Source organism: Embleya sp. NPDC020630, assembly GCF_044334985.1.
Classification (GTDB): Bacteria; Actinomycetota; Actinomycetes; order Streptomycetales; family Streptomycetaceae; genus Embleya.
The window spans coordinates 1-12,511 of sequence record NZ_JBIRUB010000043.1 but is presented as its reverse complement, the minus strand read 5'-3'; the positions used below and the strand labels follow the sequence as shown (position 1 = coordinate 12,511).

Here is a 12,511-nt window from a genome sequence, read left to right as displayed (position 1 = left end):
CGAGGCACCCCGCGCTCGTGCGCGGACTGACCCGCGAGCAAGTGCGCGAGCGGCTCGCCGAACACGGCCCCAACGTCGTGCGACAGGCGCGACGGACTCCGGTGTGGACGCGCGTGACGGCCCAATTGCGCGATCCGCTGATCCTGGTGCTCCTGGCCGCCGCCGTCCTGACCGCGCTGACCGGGGATCCGGCCGACACGGCCGTCATCGTCTTCGTCGTCGCGGTCAACACCCTGGTCGGCGTCGTTCAGGAGATCCGCGCCGACCGGGCCGTCACGGCCCTGTCGGACCTGTCGGTGCCGACCGTGCGCGTGGTGCGCGAGGGGACCGAAGGCGAGGTGGCCGCCGCGGATCTGGTCCCCGGCGACATCGTCCGGCTGGACGAAGGCGACATCGTGCCCGCCGACGCCGTCCTGTACGAGGCGTCGGGCCTGCTCGTCGACGAGGCCGCCCTGACCGGTGAATCGGTGCCGGTGGACAAGTCCGCACTCGATCCGGCCGGTGCGACCACCGCCGACAACCTGCTCCGGGCCGGCACGGTGATCATGCGCGGGCGGGCGCTGGCCGAGGTCACGGCAACCGGCGCACACGGTGCCCTGGGGCGAATCTCCGCCCTGATGCAGGAGCGCCCCGGCCCGACCCCGTTGCAGCGCAGACTCGCCCACCTCGGACGGGTACTCGCCGCCGTGGTCGTCGGCCTGTGCCTGCTCGTCTTCGTCCTGGGCCTGATCCGGGGAGAGCCGACCGAGTCGATGGCGGTCACCGCGATCAGCCTGGCGGTCGCCGCGGTCCCCGAATCGTTGCCCGCGGTGGTCACTCTGGGACTGGCCCTGGGCGCCCGGCGGATGGCGACACGGCACGCCATCGTGCGCAACCTGCCCGCCGTCGAGACGCTCGGGTCCGTCACGGTCCTCGCCACGGACAAGACCGGCACGCTGACCGAGGGCCGCATGGTCGCCGAACGAGTGTGGACCGCCCGGACGACGGCCGAACTCACCGGTAGGGGCTACGCGCCCGACGGCCGGGTGCTCGTCGACGGGCGACCACTCGACGACGGTTTCGCGCCGGACATCCGCGAGTTGCTCACCGCGGCGTCGCTGTGCAACGACGCCACTCTCGTACCCCCGGGAACCGACCCCGAGTGGTCGGCGCTCGGGGATCCGACCGAGGCCGCCCTGCTCGCCGCCGCCGGCAAGGTCGGGATCGACTGCGCCGTGCTGCGCGAGGAGTACCCCCGGGTGGCGGAGGCTCCCTTCGACAGCGACCGCAAACGTATGACCACCGTGCACCGCGACCACGACGGCCGTTTGCGAGCCGTCCTCAAGGGCGCCCCGGAGGTCGTGCTGAGTCCGCGCTTCGTCACCGCCGACCCCGACCACCTGCACGCGGCGCGCTGCGAGGCCGATCTCCTGGCGGCCGACGGATACCGGGTCCTGGCCGTCGCGACCGGCCGCCCGGACGCCCTGCCCGACCGCGCGGAGGACACGGAGCAGGGCATGTCCCTGCTCGGTCTGATCGCCATCAGCGACCCGCCCCGGGAGGCCGCCCGCGCCACCGTCGCCGCATGCCACGACGCCGGTGTCACGCCCGTGATGATCACCGGCGATCATCCGTCCACCGCACGAGCCGTCGCCACTCGGCTGGGCATCCTGCGCGACGGCGACACCACCGTCCTGACCGGCGCCGACCTGGACAACGACCCCGAACGTGACCCGACCACCGCTCGAGTGTTCGCCCGAACGAGTCCTGAGCAGAAGCTGACGATCATCCAGGCCTGGCAGGCCCGGGGCGACGTCACGGCGATGACCGGAGACGGTGTCAACGACGGGCCCGCCCTGCGCCGGGCCGACATCGGGGTCGCCATGGGCGGACGCGGCACCGAGGTGGCCCGTCAGGCGGCGGATCTGGTCCTGGCCGACGACGAGATCGGGACCGTCGTCGTCGCGGTGGAGGAGGGCAGGCGCGTCTACGACAACATCCGCCGCTTCCTCGTCTACGGCCTGTCCGGGGGCGCCGCCGAGATCGCCGTGATGATGCTCGGACCACTCCTGGGACTGCCCCTGCCGCTGCTCGCCGCCCAGATCCTGTGGATCAACCTGCTCACCCACGGGCTGACCGGCGTCGCCCTCGGCGCCGAACCCGCCGGTCCCGGCACGATGCGGCGCGCACCCCGCCCGCCCGAGCAGAGCATTCTCGGCGACGGCCTGTGGCAACGGATCCTGCGCCTGGGCCTGTGCGTCACCGCCATCAGCCTTGCCGCCGGGGCCTGGGGCGACCAGACCGGGCGAGCCTGGCAGAGCCTGCTCTTCCTGACCCTGCTCGGCGCGCAACTCGGTGTCGTCACGGGCCTGCGAACCCGGCTGCTCACCCGCGCAAACCCGTTCCTGCCGATCACGGTCCTCGCCTCCGCCGCTCTGGGCCTGGCCGGGGTGTACGTGCCCATGCTGCGGGACCTGCTGGGCACGCACGCCCTCCCGGCCACAGACCTCCTGATCCCGCTCGCGGGCGCCGCAGTCGGCTTCCTCGCCGCCCGCGCCGACCGATGGATCGCGGCGCGCGGGACGCGGGCTCGCGGATAGCACCGGGTCGCGGGTACGGCCCACGGCCACGACGACGCCCCACCGGCCACGCCGCCCGCCGGCGTGGTGTCCCGGATTTGCTCAACGCACGACTGCGGTGGTGGCACCTCCCGGCCCACGGCATCGACCCGTGTGGCCCCTGCCCGTAGGGCCGTTCGGCCCTTCACGCGACATGGGATGAAGCGCGAGCGTGTGGGCAGAGCGGAACCACGGCGACAAACGAGAGGACGAGCGATGACGATGGCGACGACTTCCGAGGCACCGGATCTGACGATGGTCGACGCGTGGTGGCGGGCGGCGAACTATCTCGCGGTGGGGCAGATCTATCTGCGCGAGAATCCGCTGCTCGCCGAGCCGTTGCGGCCCGGGCACATCAAGCCCCGGCTGCTCGGACACTGGGGCACCTCGCCCGGTCTGAACCTGATCTACGCGCACCTGAACCGGGTGATCCGCGAACGCGGCACCCACGCCATCCACGTGACCGGCCCCGGACACGGCGGCCCCTCCGCGCTCGCCGCCTCCTGGCTGGACGGCACCTACAGCGAGCGCCACCCGAACGTCCCCCGGGACGCGACCGGCATGGCCACCCTGTTCCGGCAGTTCTCCCAGCCCGGCGGCGTACCCAGCCACATCGCCCCCGGCGTGCCCGGCTCGATCCACGAGGGCGGCGAACTCGGATACAGCCTCTCGCACGCGTTCGGCGCCGCCTTCGACAACCCCGACCTGGTCGTCGCATGCGTGATCGGCGACGGCGAGGCCGAGACCGGGCCACTGGCCGCGTCCTGGCACGGGAACAAGTTCCTCAGCCCCCGCACCGACGGCGCGGTCCTGCCGATCCTGCACCTCAACGGCTGGAAGATCGCCAACCCGACCCTGCTCGCCCGCATGCCCCGCGCCGAACTCGACGCACTTCTCACCGGGTACGGCTGGCGCCCCATCCACGTCGAGGGCGACGAACCCGCCCGCGTCCACGCCGAGTTCGCAGCCGCACTCGAGGAAGCCCTCGACGAGATCACGCACCTGAAGGCGACCGCCCACACCCGCCCCCGATGGCCCATGCTCGTACTGCGCACCCCCAAGGGCTGGACCGGCCCGCACACCGTCGACGACACCCCCGTCGAGGGCACCTGGCGCTCGCACCAGGTCCCCCTGGCCGGCGTGCGCGAGAACCCGGAACACCTGGCCCTGCTCGACGCGTGGATGCGGTCCTACCGCCCCGACGAACTCTTCGACACCGACGGGCACCCCACCCCGATCGTGCTCGCCAACGTCCCCGCCGGCGACACCCGACTCGGCGCGGTACCCGAAGCCAACGGCGGCACCCTGCTGCGCGAGTTGCCGCTGCCGGACCTGCACGACTTCGCGGTCAAGGTCTCCGAACCCGGCGCGTCCTCCTCCGAACCCACCCGCGCACTGGGCGAGTTCCTGCGCGAGGTCTTCGCCCGCACGGCAACCCGCCGCGACTTCCGCCTGTTCGGCCCGGACGAGACCGAGTCCAACCGCCTCGGCGCGGTCTACCAAGCCACCGCCAAGGCCTGGCAGGAACCGATCACCGACCTCGACACCCACCTGGCCCCGGACGGGCGCGTGGTGGAGATCCTGTCCGAACACACCTGCCAGGGCATGCTGGAGGGCTACCTCCTCACCGGCCGACACGGCGTGTTCTCCTGCTACGAGGCATTCACCCACATCGTGTCCTCGATGTTCAACCAACACGCCAAATGGCTGCACGCCTGCCGCGAGATCGACTGGCGCCCACCCATCGCCTCCCTCAACTACCTGCTCACCTCCCACGTCTGGCGCCAAGACCAGAACGGCTTCTCCCACCAGGACCCCGGCTTCGTCGACAACGTCATCAACAAACGCCCCGAGGTCGTCCGCGTCTACCTCCCCCCGGACACCAACACCCTCCTGTCGGTGGGCGACCACGCCCTGCGCAGCCGCGGCCTGGTCAACGTCATCGTCGCCGGCAAGACCCCCACCCCCGACTGGCTCACCATGGACGAGGCCGTCCTGCACTGCACGCGCGGCGCCGGAATCTGGGAATGGGCCTCCAACGACAACGGCGACCCCGATGTCGTCCTGGCCTGCGCCGGCGACGTACCCACCCTGGAAACCCTCGCCGCCGTCGACCTGATCCGCCACCTGCTGCCGGACCTGCGCGTGCGCGTGGTCAACGTGGTCGACCTCATGCGACTGGTCCCCGAAACCGAACACCCACACGGCATGCCCGACCGCGAATACGACGCCCTGTTCGGCACCGACGTGCCGGTCATCTTCGCCTACCACGGCTACCCGTGGCTCATCCACCGCCTCGCCTACCGCCGGCACAACCACGCCCACCTGCACGTACGCGGCTACAAGGAATACGGCACCACGACAACCCCGTTCGACATGGTCGTCCTCAACGACATGGACCGCTACCAACGCGTCATCGACGTCATCGACCGCATCCCCGGCCTGGGCACCCGCGCCGCGACGGTACGCCAAACCATGGTCGACGCCCGCACCCGACACCACGCCTGGATCCTCGAACACGGCGAGGACATGCCGGAGGTACGCGACTGGACCTGGCCGACGGACATCCGCAAGCCGTAGCACCGAACCGGGCCCGCGAAGTGACCGCCCCACCCGAACCGGGTCGCACAACCGGACACTTCGCGGGCCCTGGGACCGCCCGTCGACGACGATCGCGCCGTGGCTCGGTGGGGGCGTGGTGGGCCGGCCCTCGGCACGGCGGAAACCCGGCCGGTCGGAACCGGTACCTTCCCCGCCTGCCCGCACCCGGACATTCGCCACTTGCTCGCAACCGAGACCACCAGCACCACCGGCCGAGCTCGGCATCGTCCTGGACGTGGTCGCGGCATGGACCGACGCCGACCCCGAACGGCCGCCTGGACCGCCCGGACGCCCCGCTGTCGGTGGCCCGCGAGCGGCTGGAGCGCGCGCTGGCGGACCTCGTACGGGTGCCGATCCCGCCGGAGCGCATCGTGGCCACCCCGCTGCACGGCAGCGCCGGCGAGGTCCTGGTCGCCCGCGCCCGGGACGCCCGGTTGCTCGTACTGGGCACCAGCGGCATCGAGTGCCCCACGATCCCCGGCCCCACGGGGTTGTACTGCCTGCGCCACGGCGCCACCCCGGTGGTCTTCGTCCCCACACCGGACGCCTGATCCCGCACATCACCCGGCACGCGTCCGACCGCCCGAGCCTGACGTCCAGGCTCGGGCGGTCGGTCGTTCACGGCGCCCCCGAGGTCCGATTCCGGGCGACACGGTTCACCATCCCACCGGCCCCGGGCGCAGCCGGCGTCCGGTGACGCGCGGTATCGCGGTCGGGCACGCCGCCTTGGAGGATGTGCGCGTCGGTGCCGCAGGTGGTGACGGCGTCCACGCGAACCACCGAGGATGACGGACACGTTCGCCCGGTCGGGTCGACGCGATGATCAGTCTCGGGGCGTGCGGTAACTTCGGGACAGGGCCGGTGGTCCCGGGACCATCAGGGCCGGGTGGCCCCCGCCCGCGCCGGCCGGGCGGGTCGGACCGCCGGGACGGCGAAGCGGCAGGCGATCGTGCGGTCGAGTCCCAGCAGGCGGATGACACGGGCCGGTTGGCCGCGAAGTCCGGTCAGGACGAGGGTGGTACGGGCGCGGGCGCAGTGCTGCCGCAATCTCAGGAACAGGTTGATACCGGAGGTGTCGCAGAAAATGAGCGCGCCCAGATCCAACCGGAGTTCGGCGGGGCCGGTTCGGGCGAGGGCGACCAGGGCCGGTTCGATGCTCGCCGCGCTGTCCAGGTCCAGTTCGCCGCGTACTTCCACGGTGAGGTGAGTGCCGGAAGACGCCGCACCACGGTGTCCGGTCGGGTGCGTCGCGATGGTGATCACTGTGCGTCTCGCTTCCTGGGCTGTCGGTGTCCGCCGGGGCGGCTGCGCGACCAGTTCAGTGGAAGTGCCGGCCGGGTGCCCAGAGGCGGACGGCTCCCGGACGGCGCCGAAGGTCCCGTCCGGGAGCCCTCAGGGCCCGCGCACGACGTCCTGCGCAGCGCGCTGTGGCTGGAACCCGGCACGATCGTGGTGGACGTGCGCGACGCGGTGGTGTGCCTGTCCGGGGCGGTCGACAACCATAGCCTCATCGACATCGTGGTGCGCCTGTGCCGTGCCGTCGACGGCGTCGAGAGCGTGACCCACACCCTGACCTTCGACTTCGACGACAGCCGCATCAGGCCCGGACCGGCGCACTTCGCCCGCCGCTCGCCCGGCCGTTGAGGAGGACACCGTGTTCCACGTCCTGGGCCGCATGACCGCATCCCCGGGGAACACCTCGACAGACTCCTGGCGTTCGGCCGACCGGTCACCTTCGAGCCGGGCACCCGCCTGTTCGAGGAGAACCGACCGGCCCGCGCCTTCCGGCTCGTCGAGGGCGGCTCCGCCTGCCTGGACATCCACGTCCCCGGCGGGCCCGCGGCAACCGTCGAGACCCTGGGACCGGGTGAACTCCTCGGCTGGAGCCGGCTGTTCCCGCCCCACTGGTGGCACCTCGGCGGCCGAGCCGTCGGCACCGTCCGGGCCGTGGAGTCCGACGCGGGCGCGATCCGGACCGAACGCGAGCGCGACCCGGCCTTCGGCCGAGCGATCACCCCCGCATGCGCGCAGGTGATCGCCGGCCGCCTCCAGGCGAGCCGACTGCGACTGCTGAACCTGTACGGACCCCACCACTCGACGAACGACGCCCCCGCCGAAGGCTGAGACCGCGCAGGCTCCGGAATCGATCTCGCAACCGATCGAGCCGCCGAACGCCGCTCCGCTGTGGTCCGGCGACGAAGGACGCCAGGCCGCCGAGACCACGCTCGGCGCGGATGATGTGGTGGCGGTCGTCATGGTGGCCTCTCGATCGACTCGATCTCGACACCTCACACACTGGCCGCCTCTCACCGCGCCGGGCAGTGGCGGACGGCCCGGCCGGCCCAGCCGAACGACCCGGCGCCGGGGGTCGAGCCGGTTCGCCGGGTGAGGTCACGTGTCCTTTTCGGAGGCGACGAGTGAACGTGTCTGGTGGGCGATCTCGACGTCCTCGCGGGCGGTGACGACGAGCGTGCGGACCGGGCCGCCGGCGGCGCCCACGTCGGCGTCGCCGCGCGCCTCGGCGTTGACCTGCGGGTCGAGGCGCACGCCCAGGAAGGCGAGTTCGCGAACGGCGTCGGCCCGGATGGCGTCGTCGTGTTCGCCGACTCCGCCGGTGAAGGCGAGTACGTCCAGGCCGCCCATCGCGGCTGCCATGGCGGCGATCTTCGTCCGGAGCCGGTAGGCGTAGATCCGGCGGGCGATCGTGGCGCGCCGATCGCCGGCCTCGGCCGCGGCGCGGATGGCCCGCATGTCCCCGCCGTGTCCGGCCAGCGCCGCCATGCCTCCGCCGTGTTCCAGCGCCTGTTCGAGGTCTTCCACGGTGACGCCCTGGCGCTGGAGCCACAGGATCAGGCCCGGGTCGACGTCGCCCGCCCGGGTCGCCATGACCAACCCTTCGGCCGGGGTGAATCCCATGGTCGTGTCGACCGATTCGCCGCCGCGTACGGCGGCCAGTGAGGCCCCCGCACCCAGGTGGCAGCTCACCACCCGCGCCGACGCCGGATCCACGCCCGCCAGTTCGCAGGCCCGCCGGGCGGCGTAAGCGTGGGACAGGCCGTGGAAGCCGTACCGGCGCAGCCCCCACTTCGTGCGCCAGCCCTCCGGCAGGGCGTACGTACTCGCCTCCGCCGGCAGCGTGCGGTGGAACGCGGTGTCGAAGCAGGCCACCGCCGGCACGTCCGGCAGCGCCCGACGAACCGCGTCGATCCCCGCGAGCGCCCGCCCCTGATGCAGCGGCGCCAACGGCGCCAGGCCGGCGATCCGCGCGAACACCGACGGATCGAGCCGGGTCGCACCGGTGAACTCCGCCCCACCGTGCACCACGCGGTGTCCGACCGCGTCGACGGTCCCGGCATCGCGCAGGAATCCGGAAACCGCCCCGTCCGGAATCACATCGGGGCACTCGACGGTCGACGCGCACACGACGGCGTCGCGCGCGTCGAGCACCGACAGCTTCACCGTCGACGACCCCGCGTTGACGACAAGGACTCGTTCCGTGCTCATGATGTTGGTACTCCCTCGTGATCGATGCGGATTCGATAAGCGGACGTCGGGATCGCATCCGCGGCGCGGCCTCGGATACCGAGGCTCGCACGGGTTCAGTCGTCACCCATGTGGGGACGCAGCCTGCCGCCGGTGACGTCGCTCGGACGGACCCGGGTCCAGACCTCCGCGACGCCTTCGGACCAGGTACGGGACTCCGCCTTCGCCGGCCGGGCCGTCTCGGCCGGATCGGGTCGTCCACCTCGAAGGCCACCCGCCCGACCAGATCGGTCCCGGGTCTCGGACGCGCGAGGGGACGCGGGCGCGGGTTCCAGTGCTCGAGCCAGTCCACCGACAGGTCGGTGCGGCGCGCGAGTTGCCGCACGGTGAGAAGGTTGGTCGGGGCGGTGTGTACCCGCCGTTTCGTCGTCCATGTCCGCGCCTCCGTAGGTGGGGGTGTTGCCTCCACCGACGGTTTCGCCTCGGGAGCGGGTCCGGCAGGGCCGTTGGACCCGTGCGCCCGGAAAATCTCCGTGCCCGAAGGGACTTGCGGGATGTTCGACCGGCTCACCCGCGCCGGGATCTCGGCGCGCGGTGGTACAGCGTCACCGGGACGTACGGCCAAGCCGGTGTGAAGGGGGCGAGGGCCATCCGAACGGCACCGCGTACACGACGGAACGCGGTGGCCGTCGGAGAGCCACCGACGGTGATGTCGGCGAGCACGACGCTCTCGCGCGCCGTCAGATCGACGTGCACGCCGACGGGCGCGGCCACTCCGGCAAACGCGCGGGACACCGCACGCGCCACCACCCGGTGCGCGGGGGGTTTGGCGGTCGGGCGCGAGGTTCACGACTCCGTCGCGACCGCCCGGCTCAGGTTCGGTGGCGCTCGTTGCCCTGGTGCAACTCGGTCATGTACACGGCGGCCTGGACGCGGCGTTCGAGGCCGAGTTTGTTCAGGACCGCCGAGACGTAGTTCTTGACCGTCTTCTCCGCCAGGCCGAGGCTTTCGGCGATCTCGCGGTTGGTCTGCCCCTGGGCGATGTGCTCCAGGACCTGTTGTTCGCGCTCGCTGAGCCCGGTCGGCCCCGGCTCCGCGGCCGGTCCCTGACGCACACGTTCCAGGACGCGCGTGGTCACCGCCGGGTCGAGCAGCGACTGTCCGGCGGCGACCGCACGCACGGCGGCGATCAGGTCCCGGCCGCGGATCTGCTTGAGCACGTATCCCGCCGCGCCGGCCATGATCGCCGCGAACAGCGCGTCCTCGTCGTCGTACGAGGTCAGGATCAACGCGTTGATCTCGGGGAAGCGCGAACGCACCTCGCGGCACACGTCGATGCCGCTGCCGTCCGGCAGGCGCCCGTCGAGAATGGCGACGTCCGGCCGCAACGCCGGAATGCGCCGGGCCGCTTCGGCTGCCGAACCCGACTCGCCTACGATCTCGATGTCGGGTTCACCACCGAGCAGGTCGGCCAGCCCCCTGCGAACCACCTCGTGGTCGTCCAGCAGGAACACACGGATGGGCGATGTCGACACGGCCCTCCTCCCCAGATCGCACGTAACTCCATTGTCGGACGTCGTGGACGCCCGTGCCTGTCACACCGTCACCGTATCGGGCGGTGCAGCCCCAGGAGAACGGTCGACACGGTGACCGTGAGGTCGGGCCGGACGTGGTCGGCGGTCCGCTCCGCCGTGTCCACGGATTCCTCCTCGACGAGAGGTACACCCCCACCCTGCGCCGCCCCCGCCGGTGCGCACGGGGCCTCCCGGCCCTGTCACGAGGTCTTCTTCAAGGCCGGTCGGCTTTGTTCGGGATGTCGTCGACCGAAATCGCGGATCTTCCGTGCGGCGAACAGAAGACGCGTGCGACGTGGTTTGACACGATGGACGCGAGAGCCGCTTCGACGGTCTTCGATCCTCTGGAGGGGTTGTGGCGTCGGAGCAGCGGCCGGCTTTGCCGCGGATGCGTCTGGATGAGTTGCAGGCGCATGTGGATGGTGCGTTCGGCTCGGGATCGGGTGAACGGGCTGCTGGAGGGCGTGCTGTCAGTGGGCAGTGATCTCGATCTGGAGACCGTCCTCCGCCGCATCGTCGAATCGGCGGTGTCGCTGGTCGATGCCGAGTACGGTGCTCTCAGTGTGATCGGTGACGAGCCGCCTCCGGACCCCTCGCCGTACGCTCCCGCTGCCTCCGCGAGGTCGACACCGCCACCCAAACCCTCGGCTTCGCCCCCACCCTGCGCGTCGACGGCCTCCTCGACACCACCGTCCCCGAACCCGTCACCGTCCACCTCGTCGCCGTCCTGCGCGAAGCACTCGCCAACACCACCCGCAACAGCGGCCCGGCCAACATGCGCGAACGCGCCGAAACCCTCGGCGGAACCTGCACATTCGGCCCCGCGCCCGACGGCGGCGCACAGCTCGAATGGCGCGTACCGCTGAGTTGACCGCGTTCGCCTTCAGGTCACTCGGCCCCGGTCGCCGGGCCGATCGGCCCCTGTGTCGCGCGGGCGGTATGCGTTGACATGGACTCGAAAAGGCAACGCCTCTCGCGCGGTTGCCCCTTCGAGAAGGGACGAGTCCATGTCTGCCATTCCGCCCCCTCCCACCGGACACGTGGTCGTCGGCGTGGACGGATCGCCCGCCGCGCTCTCCGCCGTCACACAGGCCGCCCTGGAAGCGGCGAACCGGCATCTGCCGTTGGAGATCGTCAGCGCCTGGACCCTGCCCGGCGACGGGCAACTCGACGCCTACGTGATGCAGATGCGCCGGGAGGCCGAGGAGGCGACGAAGGCGGCCGTCGCCCACGCACGGGCCCTGCACCCGCAGATCTGGACCATCGCCCGGGTCCGTCGCGGCCCCGCGCACGAGGTCCTGCTCGCCTCCGCCGAACACGCCTCCCTCGTGGTGCTCGGCAGCCGCGGACACGGCCGGACGGCCGGTCTGCTCCTGGGCTCGGTCAGCCTTTCGGTGGCCGCGTACACCCCGTGCCCGCTGCTGGTGGTGCGCGACCGGCGCGAGGCCCCGTCCCGGCCGGACGGTCCCGGTGAGGGCCTGGTGGTGGTGGGTGTCGCGGGCTCGGATTGCGGTCCCGCGGTGGAAGCCGCTTACGAGGAGGCCGAGTTGCGCCACCTGCGGGTGTGTGCGCTGAACGCTATCCCGCCGATCGTCCCGACCCCTCTCGGGCTGCCCGCAGCGGCCATCGAATCCCTGGCCGCGGAAAGTGCCGCGCGGCGGAGCGCCGTGGATGCCGCACTCGCCGCCTCGCGGGCCAAGCACCCCGAGATCGAATCGCAGGTGCGTGTCATACGCGAGGGCGCGAGTCAGGCGCTGGTGGAGGCATCGCGCGAGGCGGACCTGGTGGTCCTCGCCGCGCACCGTCGCAACGCCCGTTTCGGCACGCGTCTGGGACGGGTCGGTCACACGGTTCTGCACCACGCACACGCCCCCGTCCTGATCGTGCCGGTCGGCTGAGGCAACGGGCCGGGCCCGGCCGAAGTCCCCGATGCGGTCGGACGGTTCGTCATGGGAGCACAGTTCGTCACGCGAGCGAGGAAAGTGTACGAAGAGGACTGCCACCCGAGGCGGTCGTCCCCGATCCTTCGGGGACGACCGCCCTTTGCCGTGTCGGCCCGTCCGCCCCATCGGCAACGTCCCGGCGGCAACCGGCTGTTGGACCCACTGGTTCGGGTCTCTCGACCCTGGGGCGGACGCCGTGGTCGCGGGAGATTGGCATCACGGCCCGGCAGCGCACGTCGGCGGCCGAGCGTCGGGCACCGGGCCCGGCGCCACCAGGGAGGGAACCCGACATGGCAACCGCACACGACCACCG

The 12,511-nt window shown here is 71.9% G+C and carries 9 protein-coding genes and 2 pseudogenes; 8 read left to right on the top strand and 3 right to left on the bottom strand.

Features of this window, described 5'->3' with window-relative positions; genetic code table 11:
• The first annotated feature begins 17 nt into the window (after positions 1-17).
• From ACH4XV_RS47135 to ACH4XV_RS47125, 3 genes are all read left to right on the top strand, one after another.
• Entirely contained in the window at positions 18-2,579 is a 2,562-nt protein-coding gene (locus ACH4XV_RS47135) for a cation-translocating P-type ATPase (protein WP_395800575.1), read from the top strand.
• A gap of 234 nt (positions 2,580-2,813) precedes the next feature.
• Positions 2,814-5,177 carry a phosphoketolase gene (locus ACH4XV_RS47130; protein ID WP_395800573.1) on the top strand — a complete coding sequence of 788 codons (2,364 nt, stop codon included), beginning with the start codon at positions 2,814-2,816 and terminating at the stop codon, positions 5,175-5,177.
• Positions 5,178-5,500: 323 nt separating this feature from the next.
• Positions 5,501-5,749 carry a hypothetical protein gene (locus ACH4XV_RS47125; protein ID WP_395800571.1) on the top strand — a complete coding sequence of 83 codons (249 nt, stop codon included), beginning with the start codon at positions 5,501-5,503 and terminating at the stop codon, positions 5,747-5,749.
• A gap of 325 nt (positions 5,750-6,074) precedes the next feature.
• Here the strand turns inward: ACH4XV_RS47125 and ACH4XV_RS47120 are convergent, their stop codons facing one another.
• Positions 6,075-6,461, bottom strand: a complete 387-nt coding sequence (locus ACH4XV_RS47120) for an STAS domain-containing protein (protein ID WP_395800569.1) — start codon at positions 6,459-6,461, stop codon at positions 6,075-6,077.
• Between the two features lie 75 nt (positions 6,462-6,536).
• Here ACH4XV_RS47120 and ACH4XV_RS47115 point away from each other — a divergent pair, with 75 nt between their 5' ends.
• The 3 genes and pseudogenes from ACH4XV_RS47115 (at position 6,537) to ACH4XV_RS47105 (ending at position 7,322) form a co-directional block, all read left to right on the top strand.
• The gene (locus ACH4XV_RS47115) at positions 6,537-6,842 is read left to right on the top strand and encodes a BON domain-containing protein (protein ID WP_395800567.1); all 306 of its coding nucleotides are present in this window, start codon (positions 6,537-6,539) and stop codon (positions 6,840-6,842) included.
• Between the two features lie 39 nt (positions 6,843-6,881).
• A pseudogene (locus tag ACH4XV_RS47110) lies at positions 6,882-7,112 on the top strand (cyclic nucleotide-binding domain-containing protein); the annotation flags it as partial.
• Between the two features lie 33 nt (positions 7,113-7,145).
• Entirely contained in the window at positions 7,146-7,322 is a 177-nt protein-coding gene (locus ACH4XV_RS47105) for a hypothetical protein (protein ID WP_395800565.1), read from the top strand.
• A 267-nt stretch (positions 7,323-7,589) separates the two neighbouring features.
• Here ACH4XV_RS47105 and ACH4XV_RS47100 read toward each other — a convergent pair whose 3' ends face one another.
• Complete coding sequence (locus tag ACH4XV_RS47100; protein ID WP_395800563.1) at positions 7,590-8,702, bottom strand: acetate/propionate family kinase; 1,113 nt, start codon at positions 8,700-8,702, stop codon at positions 7,590-7,592.
• Between the two features lie 851 nt (positions 8,703-9,553).
• Complete coding sequence (locus ACH4XV_RS47095) at positions 9,554-10,216, bottom strand: response regulator (protein WP_380010716.1); 663 nt, start codon at positions 10,214-10,216, stop codon at positions 9,554-9,556.
• Between the two features lie 427 nt (positions 10,217-10,643).
• On the opposite strand from ACH4XV_RS47095, the pseudogene ACH4XV_RS47090 reads away from it, so the two are divergent.
• A pseudogene (locus ACH4XV_RS47090) lies at positions 10,644-10,833 on the top strand (histidine kinase); the annotation flags it as partial.
• A 429-nt stretch (positions 10,834-11,262) separates the two neighbouring features.
• Complete coding sequence (locus ACH4XV_RS47085; RefSeq protein WP_395800561.1) at positions 11,263-12,153, top strand: universal stress protein; 891 nt, start codon at positions 11,263-11,265, stop codon at positions 12,151-12,153.
• The last annotated feature ends 358 nt before the right edge of the window (positions 12,154-12,511 follow it).